This window comes from Aquabacterium sp., from assembly GCF_021768455.1.
Taxonomy (GTDB): Bacteria; Pseudomonadota; Gammaproteobacteria; order Burkholderiales; family Burkholderiaceae_C; genus Aquabacterium.
Genome location: NZ_JAIZVX010000006.1, coordinates 1 through 17,474, shown reverse-complemented (window position 1 = coordinate 17,474; position 17,474 = coordinate 1). Strand labels below are relative to the sequence as shown.

15 protein-coding genes and 1 pseudogene are annotated in these 17,474 nt (G+C 68.0%); 11 read left to right on the top strand and 5 right to left on the bottom strand.

What is annotated here, in order from left to right; translation table 11 throughout:
- Positions 1-45 precede the first annotated feature (45 nt).
- Positions 46-1,245: a phytanoyl-CoA dioxygenase family protein gene (locus QZ994_RS01570; protein WP_290867311.1), complete on the top strand. Its 1,200-nt coding sequence runs from the start codon at positions 46-48 to the stop codon at positions 1,243-1,245.
- Positions 1,245-2,273: a Gfo/Idh/MocA family oxidoreductase gene (locus QZ994_RS01565; protein ID WP_290867310.1), complete on the top strand. Its 1,029-nt coding sequence runs from the start codon at positions 1,245-1,247 to the stop codon at positions 2,271-2,273. The genes QZ994_RS01570 and QZ994_RS01565 overlap by 1 nt, the downstream gene beginning before the upstream one ends.
- A 31-nt stretch (positions 2,274-2,304) precedes the next feature.
- On the opposite strand, the gene QZ994_RS01560 is transcribed toward QZ994_RS01565, so the two are convergent.
- The 5 genes from QZ994_RS01560 to QZ994_RS01540 all read right to left on the bottom strand — a co-directional run bounded on the left by QZ994_RS01560 (position 2,305) and on the right by QZ994_RS01540 (position 6,885).
- The gene (locus tag QZ994_RS01560) at positions 2,305-2,655 is read right to left on the bottom strand and encodes an RNA-binding protein (RefSeq protein WP_290867309.1); all 351 of its coding nucleotides are present in this window, start codon (positions 2,653-2,655) and stop codon (positions 2,305-2,307) included.
- Between the two features lie 64 nt (positions 2,656-2,719).
- Complete coding sequence (locus QZ994_RS01555; protein WP_290867377.1) at positions 2,720-2,929, bottom strand: hypothetical protein; 210 nt, start codon at positions 2,927-2,929, stop codon at positions 2,720-2,722.
- 188 nt (positions 2,930-3,117) lie between these two features.
- Entirely contained in the window at positions 3,118-4,716 is a 1,599-nt protein-coding gene (locus QZ994_RS01550; protein WP_290867308.1) for a mechanosensitive ion channel family protein, read from the bottom strand.
- 214 nt (positions 4,717-4,930) lie between these two features.
- The gene (locus QZ994_RS01545) at positions 4,931-5,893 is read right to left on the bottom strand and encodes a DHHA1 domain-containing protein (RefSeq protein ID WP_290867306.1); all 963 of its coding nucleotides are present in this window, start codon (positions 5,891-5,893) and stop codon (positions 4,931-4,933) included.
- A 62-nt stretch (positions 5,894-5,955) separates the two neighbouring features.
- Positions 5,956-6,885 carry a LysR family transcriptional regulator gene (locus QZ994_RS01540; RefSeq protein WP_290867304.1) on the bottom strand — a complete coding sequence of 310 codons (930 nt, stop codon included), beginning with the start codon at positions 6,883-6,885 and terminating at the stop codon, positions 5,956-5,958.
- A gap of 267 nt (positions 6,886-7,152) precedes the next feature.
- Here QZ994_RS01540 and QZ994_RS01535 point away from each other — a divergent pair, with 267 nt between their 5' ends.
- The 9 genes and pseudogenes from QZ994_RS01535 to QZ994_RS01495 form a co-directional block, all read left to right on the top strand.
- Positions 7,153-9,261: a bifunctional rhamnulose-1-phosphate aldolase/short-chain dehydrogenase gene (locus QZ994_RS01535; RefSeq protein ID WP_290867302.1), complete on the top strand. Its 2,109-nt coding sequence runs from the start codon at positions 7,153-7,155 to the stop codon at positions 9,259-9,261.
- A gap of 7 nt (positions 9,262-9,268) precedes the next feature.
- A complete protein-coding gene (gene rhaI, locus QZ994_RS01530) occupies positions 9,269-10,558 on the top strand; it encodes an L-rhamnose catabolism isomerase (RefSeq protein WP_290867300.1) in 1,290 nt (429 codons plus the stop codon).
- Positions 10,559-10,708: 150 nt separating this feature from the next.
- Positions 10,709-11,704 carry a rhamnose ABC transporter substrate-binding protein gene (gene rhaS / locus QZ994_RS01525; RefSeq protein ID WP_290867298.1) on the top strand — a complete coding sequence of 332 codons (996 nt, stop codon included), beginning with the start codon at positions 10,709-10,711 and terminating at the stop codon, positions 11,702-11,704.
- A gap of 21 nt (positions 11,705-11,725) precedes the next feature.
- Complete coding sequence (locus QZ994_RS01520) at positions 11,726-13,390, top strand: sugar ABC transporter ATP-binding protein (RefSeq protein ID WP_290867297.1); 1,665 nt, start codon at positions 11,726-11,728, stop codon at positions 13,388-13,390.
- On the top strand, positions 13,387-14,436 hold the full coding sequence (locus QZ994_RS01515) for an ABC transporter permease (protein WP_290867295.1): 1,050 nt from the start codon (positions 13,387-13,389) through the stop codon (positions 14,434-14,436). The genes QZ994_RS01520 and QZ994_RS01515 overlap by 4 nt, the downstream gene beginning before the upstream one ends.
- On the top strand, positions 14,433-15,401 hold the full coding sequence (locus QZ994_RS01510; protein WP_290867293.1) for an ABC transporter permease: 969 nt from the start codon (positions 14,433-14,435) through the stop codon (positions 15,399-15,401). The genes QZ994_RS01515 and QZ994_RS01510 overlap by 4 nt, the downstream gene beginning before the upstream one ends.
- 14 nt (positions 15,402-15,415) lie before the next feature.
- The gene (locus QZ994_RS01505) at positions 15,416-15,775 is read left to right on the top strand and encodes an L-rhamnose mutarotase (protein ID WP_290867291.1); all 360 of its coding nucleotides are present in this window, start codon (positions 15,416-15,418) and stop codon (positions 15,773-15,775) included.
- The gene (locus QZ994_RS01500) at positions 15,772-17,331 is read left to right on the top strand and encodes a hypothetical protein (RefSeq protein WP_290867289.1); all 1,560 of its coding nucleotides are present in this window, start codon (positions 15,772-15,774) and stop codon (positions 17,329-17,331) included. The genes QZ994_RS01505 and QZ994_RS01500 overlap by 4 nt, the downstream gene beginning before the upstream one ends.
- Positions 17,332-17,351: 20 nt before the next feature.
- Positions 17,352-17,474, top strand: a pseudogene (locus QZ994_RS01495) ((Fe-S)-binding protein); the annotation flags it as partial.

Below are 17,474 nucleotides of genomic sequence, written 5' to 3'. Positions count from 1 at the left end.
CGGATTTCTAAACTGGCGCCATCAAAACGAGATCCGGAGACGGTGATGACCCACCCCAATACGGCGCGCTGGCTGCGTGCCGAAGAAGCGCGATTGCCCGATCTGCAGGCACTGCTGCAGCAGGAAACCGCGCCCGCCGATTGCCCGAGCGCCAGCCACATCCTGCGAGGGGTGCCGGTCTATGACTGTGCTGCCTTGCGCACGTCGCTGCGCGAGGGGGGCGGGCCACAACGTGCGGCGCTGATGGCCGAATGGGCGTGGGTGTGGGAATCGGGGCCCGGCATCCTGGTGCTGCAAGGCGCGGTGGCGTCGGCGCAGCTGGTCGACGCGGTGACCGCGCGCTTCTTCGAACTCATTGCGCAAGAGCGCTGCAACGGTGACAGCGGCGGAGACCACTTTGCCAAGGCCGGTGCCAACGACCGTGTGTGGAATGCGCTGGAGAAGTTGTGCGTGCTGGACCCGGCCTTGTTTGCGCGCTACTACGCCAACGACATGATCGCGCTGGCCAGCGAGGCCTGGTTGGGCCCGGCCTACCAGGTCACCTCGCAGGTGAACAACGTGCGCCCCGGCGGTGCCGCCCAAGTGGCCCACCGCGATTACCACCTGGGCTTTTGCACCCCGGCACAGGCCGAGGCCTATCCAGCCCATGTGCACCGCCTCTCGCCCATGCTGACCTTGCAGGGCGCGGTGGCCCATGTCGACATGCCTCTGGTAAGCGGCCCGACGCTCTACCTGCCCCACTCGCAAAAGTTCAGCCACGGTTACCTCGTGGCCGAGCGTGAAGACTTCCGCGCCTGCTTTGCCGAGCGCCGTGTGCAACTGCCTTTGCTCAAGGGTGATGCGGTGTTCTTCAACCCGGCACTGCTGCATGCCGCCGGCGCCAACCAATCTGCAGGCATCCAGCGCATTGCCAACCTGCTGCAGGTCTCGTCCGCCTTTGGCCGGGCGATGGAGTCGGTCGATCGCCAGCGCATGGTGCAAGCGCTTTACCCCGAGTTGCTGTCCTTGCGGCAGTCCGGCGCCTTGAGCCGCGCCGATGTCGATCGGGTACTGGCCGCGTCGGCCGAAGGCTATGCCTTCCCCACCAACCTCGATCGCGACCCGCCCCTGGGCGGCCTGGCGCCGATGAGCGTCCAGCACTGGGTGCACCGAGCCCTGGACGAGCAGTGGCCCGCTGAGCGCCTGAACACCCACCTGAACACCCTGGCCTCGCGCCGCCACACCACGCCCCAAGGAGCCGAATGATGAGCCGTACACAAGCTCCGTTGAACGTGGGCATCGTCGGCCTGGGCAGGCTGGGTCGACGCCATGCGCTGGCCTTGGCGCGTCACACCCCGCATGCGCGTCTGGTGGCCGCGTGCAACCCCAGCGCAGAAGCCTTGCAATGGGCCCAGCGTGAACTGGGCGTGGACGCGACCTACACCGATCTGGCCGAGTTGCTGCGGCACCCGGGGCTGGACGCGGTGGTGCTGGCCAGCCCCACGACCGCGCACCCGGCGCAGTTCGAGGCCGCGTTGCGAGCGGGCAAGCACGTGTTTGTCGAAAAGCCCTTGTCGTTGGACGTGGTCACCTGCGAGGCCCTGACGGCCCTGGCTGCCACGCGCCCGCAACAGGTCGCCATGGTGGGCTTTGAGCGCCGATTCGATCCCGACTTCGAGCGTGTACGTGAGGCCATCACCCGTGGCGACCTGGGGCGGCCCTTCCTGGTGCGCTCGCAGACCTGCGACATGAACGATCCGAATGGCTTTTTCGTGCGCTTCTCGCCCACCTCGGGCGGCATCTTCAATGACTGCTGTGTGCACGACATCGACCTGGCGCGCTGGATGCTGGGCAACCCGAAAGCGACCAAGGTCTATGCCAGCGGCACCATCGCGCTGCACCCCGGCCTGGCCGAGCACCATGACGTCGACAACGCGATGGCCATCGTCGAGTTTGAAGGCGGTGCGAGGGCCATGCTTTACGCCAGCCGAACCATGCCGCACGGCCATGAGACCACGCTGGAGGTGATCGGCACCGAAGGCACGATGCAGGTGGGCGTGGGCGCCCATGCAGACGCCAGCGTGTACCGCTCAGCGCGTGGCGTTCAGCATCGCGCCTTGCCCGACTTCTATGCGCGCTTTGAGCCCGCGTTTCAGCGCGAAATGCAGGCCTTTGTGCGCGCCTGCCTGGGCCAGGGCGAGTTGCCCGCCACCCTGCACGACGCCACCGAGGCCACCCGCATCGCGCAAGCCCTCACGCGGTCATTCATGTCGGGCCAGGCTGAAGCGGTTTGAAGGTCGGCTGGCAGTCGGCCTCCGCTGCGTCTCAGTAACGCCCACCCCCATGCCCACCGTTGCCATAGCCCACATCGGCACGCTGGCCGCGGTAGCCGTCGGCGGCATAGCCACCCGAACGGTTGGTGGTCGCTTCGCGAGGGCGGGCCAGGCTGACCACGATCGAGCGGCCGTCGACCGACACGCCGTGCAGCCCGGTGATGGCGGCCTGGGCCACGTCGGCCGAGGCCATTTCCACGAAGCCGAAACCCTTGGAGGTGCCGGTGTCGCGGTCCATCATGACCTTGGCAGAAGACACCTCGCCGAACTCGGCGAAATTGCTGCGCAGGCTGGCGTCGGTCACGGAATAGGGCAGGTTGCCCACATAAAGTTTGCTGCTCATGGTGAGTCTTTCAGGAATGGGGAGAGAAAAGAGCCGGGGGAGGGCGCCGGTCTGGCGCCTTGGCTCAGCACGCGGGCGGATGAGGCATGCAGGTTTGCAGCCAGCCCTGTGTGACGGCAAAGAGCCTGGCCGCGTCTTGCGAGGCAAAGGTCTTGTCGAAGCGGAACACCCGGCAGTAGCTGCCGTTGCCCTGGGCGCGTCGGACTGAAAAAGAGGCGCGGAAGCGGCCGCTGTCAGTCTGGTGTGTCGCAGGCGAGACGACGAACTTGCCGATGGAAATGGCTGAATGGGAGATGGGGGTCAATCAGAACCGCGAGGGTGAAAGCACCTGCGGGAGCGTCAGAAGGCTCGGTTGGCTGCTGCTCGGCAGACCAAAAGGGCGATGGGGTCGCAGGGCGCGATCCGTGCACGGCGTGGGTGGCTGGTTGGGACAGCGCGGCCGGGTGCATGCCAGTGGGCAGTTTATATCACGCCTGGCCTGTCAGCGCTGCCTTCTTTTCTGGCATCGGGCTTCAGCGGCTCATGCGGATGGGGCGCGGCCCATGCTTCGCCAGGTCGCACCACCTGGGCTTCTGGCGGGTCGCTGCGGTAGTGCGGCGACATGATCTGCACGCCATTTTCGTTGAACACGTCCAGCACGTTGGCATGCAGTGCGCTCATGGCCTCGATGCGGCGCTGGGCGGCCGCCTGGTTGCCTTGTGCGAAGAGCTTGTACTCCACATAAAAGTCGGAGAGGGCCGTTTGCACGACCGAGGGCGGTGGTTCCTGGGCCACACCGGGTGTGCGGCGGGCGGCTTCCAGCAACATCGCGTGCACCTGCCGCCAGGGGGTGCTGTAGCCGATGGTGACGGCGGTGTGCAGCACGAATCGCCCACCCTGGACCAGGCGCGAGAAGTTGCGCACCGGCTGGCTGAAGATCACGGTGTTGGGCAGGCTGACCTCTTCGCCCAGACCGGTGTGGATGCGGGTGGCGAAAAGGCCGAGTTCGGCCACGGTGCCCTCGGTCTCGCCGATCTTCACGTATTCGCCCACACGCAGCGAGCGTGAGTACATCAGCGAGAAGCCGGACATCGCCTGCCCCACCACACCGGACGCGCCCAGCGAGAGCATCAGGCCTGCGAGCACGCTCACACCCTTGAAGGCATCGCTGTGGGCGCCCGGCAGGTAGGGGTAGGCCATGGCGAGGGCGAACAACCAGACCAGCACGTTGACCAGCCTCCTCGTGGGCATGGCGGTGTCAGCGTCCAGCCAGCCAAGGAGGGCTTCCCCGCGTGCCACTTTTTCAAGGTACAGGGCGATGGCCCGTGTGGCCATGCGCGCCAGCGCGAAGATGAGCAAGGCAATGGTCAGCCCCGGCATGGCGCTGGCGATGGCGCCGAAGAGCTGGCTGGCGGTGTCCAGCAGCCAGGCTGTGGCGCGCTCGCCCCAGGGGCGGGTGTAGGCGAACTGGCGCAGCACGAAGGTGAGCCAGAGGTCGAACAGCAGAAGGCCCAGACCCCATGCCATCGCGGTGCCGAGCCAGCTCAGGCCTGTGTGGGCCTGGTGAAGCCAATGCCCCCATGCGCCTTGCTGCCCCTTCACCGCACCCTGCAGGGTCTGCGCGAGCCAGCGGTGAGCCTTGCGCAGCAGCCACAGCAGGCCCCAGGCCACGACCGATGCCGCCATGGCATAAGCCAGCCCGGTGCCCCATTGGCGAGGGTCTCGCATCTCGCGGTGCTCGGCCACGGCCAGCTGAAGGCGTTGCTGCACCTGATGGGCCACGGCAGAGAGGGTGCCGGTGCCGCGCGCCGCGCCCACGTCGCCCGTGGTGACGAAGAACACAGGGCGCCCGTCGATGTCGAAACGCACCGCGTTGGCCGCGTCCGTGCGGGTGACCAGGCCCGGGCCTCCGGCCGCCAGGGCCTCGCGCATGGCCTGCTGCGCGAGCGCCGCCCGCTCGGAGGCGGCGCCGTTGAGTTCGTCGTCACGGAAGGTCACCACCGCACGGTTGTGCAGGTAGGCCTGGGCCATGGTGGTGAGCGGGGTGGGCGCCTCGCCACCGCTGCCGGCCAGGTCGGACAAGCTTTGTCCCCATGCCAGCGGGGCGATGACAAGCCACCACAGCAGCGCCAGCGTCCGGAGTCCCTGCCACGCGGAGACAGGGCGAATCAGGTTGATCGCCTTGATCCGGCTGGGCAATGGAGGCCTGGGCACGAGGTCTTCTCCCTGTGTTGTTGGGGCCCAGTGTAGCCACGCCTCCGACGGGAGGCTGACCCTGTGGTGGCGTGGGCGCAGGTCAGCTGCCGGTGCCCGTCTCTGCCGCAGCCCGGGCCTCGTCCGACGACCAGAACACGCCGGTGAGCAACTCGGCCAGGCGCTCCGGCCCCATGCGGAAGCCGCAGGCCTGAGGGTGACCGCCACCGCCCATGGCCTCGGCCAGGGGGATGGCGTTGTAGCCGGCCACGGCGCGCAGACCCACCTTGACCTTGCCGTCTTTCGACACGCTCCACAGGAAGGCGAAGCTGCCGCATTCGGCCGAGAGCATGTTGCCCACCTCGCTGCTGAAGGCGCCGGGGCAGTTGACCATCACACCGGTCTGACCGTTGAACACCAGCGGGGCGGCGCCGCGTGCGATGTCCTGGCACAGGTGCAGGAACTTCTCGTTCATGGCCGTGCCGCGCTGGCAGAAGGCGGCCACCTGGGCGTCGTCGAAGGCGGCGATCTCGGCCCAGCGCGGGAACTCGTTGGGCTCGAGGTCGAGCGCGGAGAGGAAGCTGGCGCTTTCGGGGTAGGCCCAGGTCCAGAGGTCGCGGTCCTGCACGTAGCGGATCAGGGCGGGCACCGGGCGATCGGGCTGGAAGAAGCGCCAGGCCAGCATCGCGCCGGACTGGCTCATGTCGAAGTGCACCGCGCCACAGCGGCACTGGAACTGGCCGATCTTGTCGGCGGCACTCTGGTGGTGGTCGAGCACCACGAGTTTGGCGGCCTGCTCGTCGAGGGCCGACATGATGGCCACGTCAAACGAGAAGTCGAGGATGTAGACGGCGCGTCCGGCGACCTCGGGCAGGTCGGCCAGCGAGGCGACCTTGCCATGGCTCACGCCGACGTACTCGCCTTCGCCCTCGAAGAAGAGCCAGGCGGCCAGGGCGGCGCCGAAGCCGTCTGGGCAATGCGCGTGGTAGAGCACCAGGGGGCGGGGATCCTGGCGATCAGGGGTGACGGCCAGGCCAGGCAGGGATGTGAAAAGACCAGTGCTCACGGTGGGATGCGCTCATGCGTGGGGAGGGGACAAGGGGCGATGGTAGCGCGAGGGCATGGCGCTCAGAGGGTGCTTTGCCCATCGCTCACCACCGCGGCCACCCGAGCGCCTTCGCTCAGCACAAACTCCTTGAACGAGGCGACCAGGGGGCTGGCCTGGCCATCGCGCCGCGCCAGCAGGCACCAGTCCAGCCACTTGGGCATGCCGCTCACGTCGAGGATGGCCATGCGCCGAGCGGCCAGTTCCACCTGCACGGCGTGCGCCGACATGAAGCTGATGCCCATGCCGGCCATCACGGCCTGCTTGACCGTCTCGTTACCCGAGAGCTCGATGCGGGCGTTCACCTGCAGCGATTGGCCTTGCAGCAGGTGCTCGAGGAAGCTGCGTGTGGCCGAGCCCTCTTCGCGAAAGATGAAGGGCTCGTCTTTGAGGGCCGACCAGGACACGCGTTTCTGCCCTGCCAAAGGATGCCCGAAGGGGGCCACGATGCAGTGCGGGTGGCGGGCAAAGGCCTGGGCGTCCACGTCGGCCTCGCCGGGCGGGTGGCCGCCGATGGCCACGTCGATCTGGTGTTCCTTCAGCCAGCCCAGCACCTGCGAGCGCGGCCCCACCGAGAGCTTGAAGCTGCTGCCCGGGTGGCGTTTCTGGAAGGCCATCAGCAACTGCGGTGCCCAGTAGTTGGCCGTGGGCACCACGCCCAGGTGCAGGTGCCCGCCTTGCCCCGATTGCAGCTGGGCCAGGCCTTCCTGCAAGCGGCGCAGCTGGTCGAGCACGCCCCGCGCGTGGCCCAGCAGGAGGTGACCCGCCGTGCTGGGCACCTGCTTGCGACCGCGTCCCTCCCACAGGGGCTGCCCCACGTCCTGTTCCAGCTGCCGCATCAGCATCGACACCGCGGGCTGGCTGATGCCCAAGGCTTCGGCGGCGGCCGAGTGGCTGCCGGCATCGGCCAGCACCGAGAAGACTTCAAGCTGGCGCAGGGTCAGGTTTTTCATGAGCAGGGATGGCGACGCCGTGTGCGGGCATCGGCCGTTTCTCAGGGACTTTCCCTGGGTTGGCTGGGGTGTTCGGACGGGTTTGTGCGCAAGCCGCACGGCCTTCCTCAGGTGTGCGGTCCGTCATACCCCAAATCATAAGATGATCTGATGAAATCGATAAGAGACATTGGATTGAGCTGAACTTTGTGGCGACCTACAGTCCGTCCCACACACCGATCCCGGCGCATGCCAACGGCGCCTCAACCGCTCAAGCCGAACACCTCCATGACCGCACCCAACGCCTCCTTGCCTTTCCCGACCTGGGACGATGCCCATGCCGCCAAGCTGGACGAACCCGGCCTGCTGCTGTATCGCTCGAACCTGCTGGGCTCCGACCTGCGCATCACCAACTACGGCGGTGGCAACACCTCGGCCAAGATCTGGCAGAAGGACCCGCTCACGGGCGAGCAGACCGAGGTGCTGTGGGTCAAGGGCTCGGGTGGCGACGTCGGCTCGATGAAGCTCGATGGCTTCTCCACCCTCTACATGGACAAGCTGCGCGCCCTGAAGGGCCTGTACCGCGGTCTTGAGCACGAAGACGAGATGGTGGCTTACCTGCCGCACTGCACCTTCAACCTGAACCCGCGTGCCGCCTCCATCGACACCCCGCTGCACTCGTCGCTGCCTTACGCACACGTCGACCACATGCACCCTGACGCCGTGATCGCCATCGCGGCCATGGCCAACTCGCAGGCCATCACCGAGCAGGTCTTTGAAGGCACCGTGGGCTGGATGCCCTGGTTGCGCCCGGGTTACGAGCTGGGCCAGCAACTGGCGGCCTACAACGCGGCCCACCCTGGCCTGCGCGGCATCGTGCTGGGCGGCCACGGCCTCTTCAGCTGGGGCGACACGGCCAAGTCCTGCTACGAGAACACGGTGGACCTGATTGCCCGCGCCCAGCAGTGGCTGCAGCAGGAGCGCACCGCCCGCCAGATCAAGGCCTTTGGTGGCCCCGCCGTGAGCAGCCTGGCCGATGCCGAGCGCGACCAGACCCTGGCCCGCGTGCTGCCGGTGCTGCGGGGCCTGGCCGCCGAAGGCTCGCCCAAGCTGCTGCACCTGAACACCTCCCCCGAGGTGCTGGAGTTCGTCAACTCCGTGGAGCTGGCGCCCTTGGCGGCGCTGGGCACCTCCTGCCCCGACCACTTCCTGCGCACCAAGATCCGCCCGCTGATCGTGCCCGAGTCGGTCTACAACCTCGATGGCGCCGCGCTGAAGGCGTCTCTGGGCGAGCTGCTGGCCGGCTACCGCGCCGACTACAGCGCCTACTACGAGCGTTGCAAGCGCCCGACCAGCCCGGCCTTGCGTGACCCCAATCCGGTCGTCATCCTGCTGCCGCGCATCGGCATGGTCACCATCGCGAAGGACAAGGCCACGGCCCGCATCGCCGGCGAGTTCTACGTCAACGCCATCAACGTGATGCGCGAGGCCAATGCGGTGGACCAGTACGTGGGCCTGCCCGAGCAGGAAGCCTTCGACATCGAATACTGGCTGCTGGAAGAAGCCAAGCTGCAGCGCATGCCCCGCCCCAAGCCCCTGGTGGGCAAGGTGGCCCTGGTGACCGGTGGCGCCGGTGGCATCGGCCAGGCGATTGCCCGCCGCATGCTGAGCGAAGGCGCCTGCGTGGTGCTGGCCGACATCGACCAGGAGGCCCTGGACTCGGTGAGCGCCGACCTGGCCAAGGCCCATGGCAAGGACCATGTGCGCGGCGTGCGCTGCGACGTGACCGACGAGGCCAGCGTGATCGCTGCCTATGGCCGGGCTGCGATCGAATTCGGTGGCGTGGACATCCTGGTGAGCAACGCAGGCATTGCCTCGGCCGCGCCCATTGAAGACACCACCCTGGCGCTGTGGAACAAGAACCAGAGCATCCTGGCCACGGGCTACTTCCTGGTGGGCCGTGAAGCCTTCAAGCAGATGAAGGCCCAGGGCACGGGCGGCTCCATCGTGATGATCGCCAGCAAGAACGGCATGGTGGCCAGCAACCAGGCCACGGCCTACTGCGCCGCCAAGGCCGCCGAGATCCAGCTCAGCCGCAGCTTTGCGCTGGAAGGCGCACCGCTGGGCATCCGCTCCAACGTGGTCAACCCGGACGCCGTGATCCGTGGCTCCAAGATCTGGACAGGCAAGTGGAGCGAAGAGCGCGCCGCCGCCAACAAGATCGACGAGGGCGACCTCGAGGCGTTCTACCGCGATCGCTCGATGCTCAAGCGCAGCGTCTTCCCGGAAGACATCGCCGAAGCCACCTACTTCTTTGCCGCCGACCCGCTGAGCGGCAAGAGCACCGGCAACATCCTCAACGTCGACGCCGGCAACCTGGCCGCATTCACCCGCTGAGACCACCATGAACACCATCGACACCGGCCTCATTGCGGCCCACAACGACAAGCTGCAGCGCGAGGTGCAGTACGACTACGAACACCTGGGGGACCAGCTGGCCCGCCGTGGCATCGACATCGAGGCCGTGCGCGCCAAGGTGGCCACCTTCGGGGTGGCGGTGCCCAGCTGGGGCGTCGGCACCGGCGGCACGCGCTTTGCGCGCTTCCCCGGCCAGGGCGAACCGCGCCATGTGTTCGACAAGCTGCAGGACTGCGGCGTGATCCACCAGCTGACGCGCGCCACGCCCACCGTGTCCCTGCACATCCCATGGGACAAGACCAATGACTGGGGCGAGCTGCGCCAGGTGGCTGCCAGCATGGGCCTGGGCTTCGATGCCATCAACTCCAACACCTTCTCCGACCAGCCCGGCCAGGCCGGCAGCTACAAGTTCGGCAGCCTGACCCACACCGATGCGGCCGTGCGCGCCCAGGCCGTGGCCCACAACATCGAGTGCATCGAGATCGGCCAGGCCATCGGCTCCAAGGCCCTGACGGTGTGGATCGGTGACGGCAGCAACTTCCCCGGCCAACAGCACTTCCGTCGCGCCTTCGAGCGCTACCTGGAAAGCAGCCGCGAGATCTACGCCGCGCTGCCCGGTGACTGGCGCATGTTCCTGGAACACAAGATCTGCGAGCCGGCCTTCTACAGCACCGTCATTCAGGACTGGGGCAGCAGCTACATGGCCGCCGTGGCGCTGGGCCCCAAGGCGCAAAGCCTGGTCGACCTGGGCCACCATGCCCCCAACGTCAACATCGAGCTGATCGTGGCGCGCCTGATTGCTTCGGGCAAGCTGGCCGGTTTCCACTTCAACGACAGCAAGTACGGCGACGACGATCTGGACGCCGGCAGCGTGTCGCCCTACCGCCTCTTCCTGGTGTTCAACGAGCTGGTGGCCGCGGCCCACGAGCAGGTGCCTGGCTTCGAGCCCGCCTACATGCTGGACCAGAGCCACAACGTGACCGACCCGATCGAGAGCCTGATGACCAGCGCCATCCAGGTGCAGCGCAGCTACGCCCAGGCCCTGCTGGTCGACCGCGTGGCCCTGGACGCGGCGCAGGACGGCAACGACGCCCTGGCTTGCTCGCAGCTGCTCAAGGCGGCTTTCCAGACCGATGTGACCCCCATCCTGCAGCGTGCCCGCCTGGATGTGGGCGCGGCCATCGACCCGCTGTCGCTCTACCGTGCCAGTGGCTACCGCACCCGCGTGGCGGCGGAGCGCCCGGCCGTGCGCGGCGGTGGCGGCGGCATCGTCTGATCGCCGGCCTTTCCCGCAACCCATTCCCGACCCGGCTTGAGCCGGGCGTGTGAAGCCCCAGCCCTGGTGCCATCGCGGCCGATGAGGCTGTCGGTCAGGGCCGGACGTGGTGTCCGGCGCCGACCCCCCCCGTAGAGGAGACAAGAGACCATGAAGCACACAGCACGTCACATCCTGCTGGGCATGAGCCTGGCCGTCACCGCCGTCAGCCCCGCTTTCGCGGCCGACAAGATCGCCCTGGTGGTCAAGAGCCTGGGCAGCGGCTTCTTCGATGCGGCCCACCAGGGGGCGCTCGACGCAGCCAAGGAACTCAAGGACGTCGAGATCATCTACACCGGCCCGGCCAAGGCCACGGCCGAAGGTCAGATCGAGGTGATCAACTCGCTGATCGCCCAGAACGTCAAGGCCATCATCATCTCGGCCAACGACCCGGATGCCCTGGTGCCTGTGACGCAAAAGGCCATGAAGCGCGGCATCAAGGTCATCACCTTCGACTCGGCCATCCGCCCCGATGGCCGCCTGATGCACCTGGCCCCTTCGTCCAACGCCCTGATCGGCGAGAAGCTGGTGCGCATGGCGCGTGACGTCGCACCGCAGGGTGGCGAGATCGCCGTGCTGTCGGCCACGGCCCAGGCCACCAACCAGAACATCTGGATTGGCGAGATGAAGAAGGTGCTGGCCACCCCGGCCTACGCCAACATCAAGCTGGTCAGCGTGGTCTATGGCGATGACCAGACCGACAAGAGCTACCGCGAAGCCCAGGGTCTGTTCAAGAGCTTTCCCAACCTGAAGGCCGTGGTGGCCCCGACCACGGTGGGCGTGGCCGCAGCGGCCAAGGCCGTGCAGGACGACAAGAAGGTCGGCAGCGTGTTCGTGACCGGTCTGGGCCTGCCCTCCGAGATGGCTGGCCACGTCAAGAACGGTGCGGTGAAGAACTTTGCCATCTGGAACCCCATCGACCTGGGCTACTCGGCCGTGTATGTCGCACACCAGTTCGTCAAGGGCACGGTCAAGGGCGTGGCGGGTGAGACCGTGTCGCTGGGCCGCGTGGGCAAGGTCAAGCTGGACGCACAGAAGGAAGCGGCCATGTCCGAGCCCTTCACCTACGACGCCAGCAACGTCGAACGCTTCGCCAAGATCTTCTGACGACCCCGAGGTCTTGCGCCCATGAACGCCCCTGACTTCCTGGCTGCGGTGCAGCCTGCTGCCTCGCCCATCCCGCAGCCCTCGCAGCCTTTGTTGCAACTGCGTGGTGTGCACAAGCGCTTTGGCCCGACCCATGCCCTGCGCGGGGTCGACCTTGACCTGCACGCTGGCGAGGTGCTGGCCCTGATTGGCGAAAACGGGGCGGGCAAGTCCACCCTGGTCAAGACGCTCACGGGGGTGCACGCCCCCGATGAGGGCAGCCTGACCCTGGGTGGGCAGCCCCTGCGTTTCCACCAGGCACAGGCCTCGCAGGCTGCGGGCATCGTGGCCGTGCACCAGGAAACGGTGATGTTCGAGGCCCTGAGTGCGGCCGAAAACATCTTCGTGGGGCGCCAGCCCACTGGCCCCGGTGGGCTGGTGGACTGGCGGCGCATGAACCGTGAGGCCCAGCAGGTGCTGGACCAGGTGGGCGCAGGCTTTGTGGCGACCACGCCGGTCTCCGAGCTCAGCCTGGCGCAGCGCCACCTGATCGAGATCGCCCGTGCGCTGTCGCAACAGGCTCGTGTGGTGATCCTGGACGAGCCCACGGCGGCCCTGTCTCAACAGGAGATCCGTGATTTCTACGGCATCGTGCGCGGGCTCAAGGCCCAGGGCGTGGCGGTGCTGTTCATCACGCACAAGTTCGACGAGATCTTTGCCGTGTGCGACCGCTATGTGGTGCTGCGTGACGGTGCCACGGTGGGGCAGGGCAAGGTGGGGGAGGCCACCGAGCCCGATCTGGTTCACATGATGGCGGGCCGGGCCATTGAACAGATCTACCCGGCGGTGCCCGACACGGTGGGCGACGTGCTGCTGTCGGTGCGGGGGCTGAGCCACCCCAGCGAGTTCGCCGACGTGAACTTCGACCTGCGCCGTGGCGAGATCCTGGGCTTTTATGGCCTGGTGGGATCGGGGCGCAGCGAGGCCATGCTGGCCCTGATGGGCCTGAATCCGCAGGCCCGGGGCGAGGTCACGCTGGCCGGGCAGAAGCTCCACGTTCGCCGTCCCACCGATGCCATCCAGGCCGGCATCGCCTACGTGCCCGAAGAGCGCCAGCGCCAGGGTGGCATCCTGGGCATGTCGGTGCTGCACAACTTCACGCTGGCGGGCCTGGCCGGTCTGGCGCGGGGACCTTGGTTGAGCCATGCCCGCGAGACCCGCTTTGCTCAGGCCCTGACGGCCCGGCTCAAGGTGAAGACCGCGTCGCAGGACACGCTGTTGTCCGGCCTCTCGGGTGGCAACCAGCAGAAGGTGATCATCGGCAAGTGGCTGGGCCTGAACCCGCGCATCGTCATCCTCGACGAGCCGACCAAGGGCATCGACGTGGGGGCCAAGCAGGCCGTCTACGAGCTGATCGCCGAGATGGTGAAGGAGGGCCTGTCGGTCATCCTGGTCTCGTCGGAACTGCCGGAGGTGATGAACCTGGCGCACCGCGTGCTGGTGATGAAGCGGGGGCGTGTGGTCGAGGCCTACGCCCGCCCCGACATGGATGCCGAGACCATCGTGGCCGCGGCATCGGGTCTGCATGCGGCCAAGGCTGGCCACCTGCACGGCATGGACCTGAAAGAGGTGGCGGCCACGCCGCTGCCGGGTGACAAGGATGTGCTCGGCCTGACCGCCGAGCCAGGTGAGGAGTACGCGGCATGAACGCGCAAACCCTGAAACACTGGGCCACGCGGCGCGAGACCGCGCTGCTGGCCATCGTTGTGGTGATCGCGCTGGCCGTGGGCTGGCGCGCTCCCGTCTTCCTGAGCTGGCGCACGGTGCTGGATGTGGCGAACGACTCGTCCATCCTGGTGCTGCTGGTGATGGGCCAGATGCTGGTGCTGCTCACGCGGGGGGTGGACCTCTCGGTGGCATCCAACCTGGCCCTGACCGGCATGTTGTGCGCCCTGGCGGGCCGTGCCGCCCCCTGGCTGGGCCTGCCTGGCCTGCTGCTGATGGCAGCGGTGCTGGGCGCGCTGCTGGGTGCGGTCAATGGCTGGTTGATCACGCGCTTCAAGCTGCCCTCCATCGTCGTGACCCTGGGCACCATGTCGGCCTACCGCGGCGCCATCTTCGTGGTGAGCGGTGGGGCCTGGATGTCGGAGCAGGACATCCACCCCGCCATCAAGGGGCTGCCCCGCCTCGAGTGGCTGGGCGTGCCGGCCCTGGTGGGCTGTGCGGTGCTGGCTGCGCTGGCCGCCTATTGGCTGCTGCACTGGCGCCGTGAAGGGCGCGATCTCTATGCCTATGGCGGGAACCCGCATGCGGCCGCGGTGATCGGCATCCCGGTCGACCGCCGCCTGATGATGGTCTACACCCTGTCTGGCCTGCTGGCCGGGATCGGTGGGCTGCTGTGGGTGGGGCGTTACGCCATCGCCTTCACCGAGCTGGCCAGTGGCTACGAGCTGACCGTGATCGCGGCCTGTGTGATCGGCGGCGTGAGCATCGGCGGGGGCGTGGGATCCGTCACCGGGGCGCTGCTGGGTGTGCTGTTCATCGGCGTGATCAATGGGGCCTTGCCGGTGATCCAGGTCTCGCCCTTCTGGCAGCAGGCGATTGCAGGCGCCGTGATCCTGGCTTCGGTGGCGCTGAACGCGCGGGCCGGTCGCCTGGGTGGCCGCCAGATCCTGGAACGAACCGACAAAGGGGGCGCGGGTGTACGCCCCGAACTGGCCACACAGATGGTCACGGAAGGAGCAAAAGCATGAGCGCGTTCGGCCCCTGGGAGCGGGTGCTCCTCTTGCTGGTGGTGGCGGTCTACGCCGGCTTTGGTCTGGGCATCGAGGGCTTCCTCTCGCCCTATGCCCTGGCAGACAGCACGACCAACTTCTCTGAAAAAGGCCTGCTGGCCCTGGCCATGGCCCTGTTGGTCATTGCCGGTGAGATCGACCTCTCGGTGGCGGCCACCATGGCCCTGGCTTCCCTGGTCATGGGCCTGGTGCAGCAGCAAGGCGCTTCGGTGCCCGCCATGATGGCCGCTGCCATCGCCACCGGGGCCGCCTGCGGTGCGCTCAATGGCTGGCTGGTCACGCGCCTGGGCCTGCCGTCCATCGTGGTCACCATCGGCACGCTCTCGCTCTACCGTGGCCTGGCCATGGTGGTGCTGGGTGACCAGGCCATCACCGGTTACCCCGAGGCCCTGAGCTTCCTGGGCAATGGCACCCTGGCCGACCTCACCGGCATCGACAGCCTGATCGTGCCCATCGAGTTCCTGATCTGGGTGGTGGCAGCCCTGGGTGTGGGCGTGTGGCTGCATGCCACCATCTACGGGCGGCGCCTGTATGCGATCGGCCTGAACCCGGTGGCCTCGCGCTTCTCGGGCATCGCCGTGCAGCGTTATCGCATGGGCTTGTTCGTCTTCGCGGGGCTCATGGCAGCCCTGGCAGCGGTGCTCCTCACGGGGCGCATCGGCAGCACGCGCCCCAACCTGGCCATGGGCTGGGAGCTGGATGCCGTCACCATGGTGATCCTGGGTGGCGTGGCCATCGAAGGCGGGCGCGGGAGCATCGCCGGCACCGTGCTGGCCGCGGTGCTGCTGGGGGGCTTCACCTTTGCCCTGGGCATGCTCAATGTGTCGGGCATCGTGATGTCGATGGTGATTGGCGCCTTGCTGATCGGGGCAATGGTGCTGCCGCGACTGCGCCGCCCTGGCCAGCGCCTGCAGGCCGCCTGAGGGGGGACGCACCCATGTCCTCCCCCTCGACTTGGCAGCCTGCGGGCCCCCAGGAAGGCTCTCACCAGATCGCCTTCCGCATGTTCCTGAACCCGGGGCAGGTGGCCGAGTACCGCCGCCGCCACGATGCCATCTGGCCCGAGCTGGTCGAGCTGCTGCGCAGCGCCGGTGTGCGGGACTACAGCATCTTCCTGGACGAAGAACACAGCGTGCTCTTCGCCGTGCTGCGCCACCCTGAAGTGCATGGGCTGGCCGCCTTGCCCCAGCACCCGGTCATGCGCCGCTGGTGGGGCCACATGGCCGACCTGATGCGCACCCACCCCGATGGCTCGCCGGTGAGCGAGCCCCTGCCTTGCCTTTTCCACCTGCCATGACCACGACCACACCACCCGCCATCCAGCCGCTGGCGGCCCACCAGGACCTGACCATGGTCGTGGACATTGGCAAGACCCACGCCAAGCTGCTCCTGATCGACGCCGAGGGCCTGGTGCAGACCCAGGCTCACAGCGACAACGCGGCCGTCACGGCACCCCAGGGCTACCTGGCCCTGGGCGTGGACCGCTTGCGCCAATGGTGGCTGGACAGCGTGCAGGCCTGGCCTGAGGCCTTGCGCGAACGCGTGGCACGCATCGTCGTGAGCACCCATGGCGCCGCCTTCTGCGCCCTGGGCCCTTCCGAAGACGGCGCACCACCGGCCGACGAGGCCTGGCTGCAGGGCGGTCTGGCCATGGCGCCGATGGACTACGAGTGGGATGGCCACGCAGCCCTGCGCCGTGCCGAGGCCGACGCCATCGACCCTTTCGACGAAACCGGTTCGCCCGACCTGCCTCTGGGCCTCAATGCCGGCTGGCAGCTGCGCTGGCTGCAGACCCGCCTGCCGGAGGCCTGGGCACGCACCGAACACTGGCTGCCTTACCCCCAGTACTGGGCCTGGTGGTTGTGCGGCGTGCGAGCCAGCGAGCGCAGTTCGCTGGGCTGTCACACCCACCTGTGGTCGGTGCGCGCCGATGGCCCCAGTCCCTGGGCGCGTCGCCATGGCCTGACCGACCGCCTGGCACCGGTGCGCCAGGCCGATGAGGTGCTCGGCGGCCTGCGCGCCGCCCTGGCCGCCCGCACCGGGCTGCCGGCCAATGTGCAGGTGCTGTGTGGCGTGCACGACAGCAATGCCTGCCTGGCCCGTTACCGCCACATGGGCCGCGACCTGACGCTGGTGTCCACGGGCACCTGGACGGTGCTGATGTCCCCCGGTGGGGACGTGGCCTCGCTGCACGCCGAACACGACCAACTGGTCAACGTTTCGGTGGCCGGCCAGCCCGTGCCCACGGCGCGCTTCATGGCCGGTCGCGAGTTCGCCCAGTTGTGCGATGGGGCGGCGCCCGGTCTCGCCTCCCTGGCGGTGCTGGAAGACGTGCTGGCCCAGGAGTGGTGGGCCACCCCGGGTTTTGCCGCGGCGGGTGGGCCGTTCGCGCGCGAAACCGGCCAGGTCTGGCGTGGCTGGGACCCGGCGACCGTGGTCAGCGCCCGCGCCTGGCACGAGGTCGCGCCGGCCATCCGCGCGACGCTGGCCTCGCTCTACGTGGGCCAGGTCACGGCCTGGCTGGCCAAGGAAGTAGGGGGGCGTGGCCCCCTCATCGTGGAGGGACCGCAGGCCGACAACCCGGTGATCCTGGCCGTGCTGGCCACCTTGCTGGGCCCCCAGCAGGTGCTGCGCTCCATCGACCCGATGGAAGGCACGGCCCGTGGCGCCTGGCGGCTTGCGCAGGCACCGCGCGTGGTGCGCAAGCCAGGGCAGGCCCTGGCCAGCCGTGCGGCCCAGGGCGAGGCCTTTGTCGAGGTCGTGGCGCCCTTGCGCGGCATGGCCCTGGAGCGCCTGCGCTCCCTGCACACCAACTGGACACAGGCCCTGCCGACCGCAGCCGCCGAGGCCTGATCCGTCGTACGCTCCTGCCCATGTCTGCTTCTTCCGATGTCTATTTCTTCGCCACCTGCCTGGTCGACCTCTTCCTGCCCGACGCCGGCATGGACGCGGTCACCCTGCTGGAGCGCGAAGGCGTGCGCGTGCACTACCCGCAG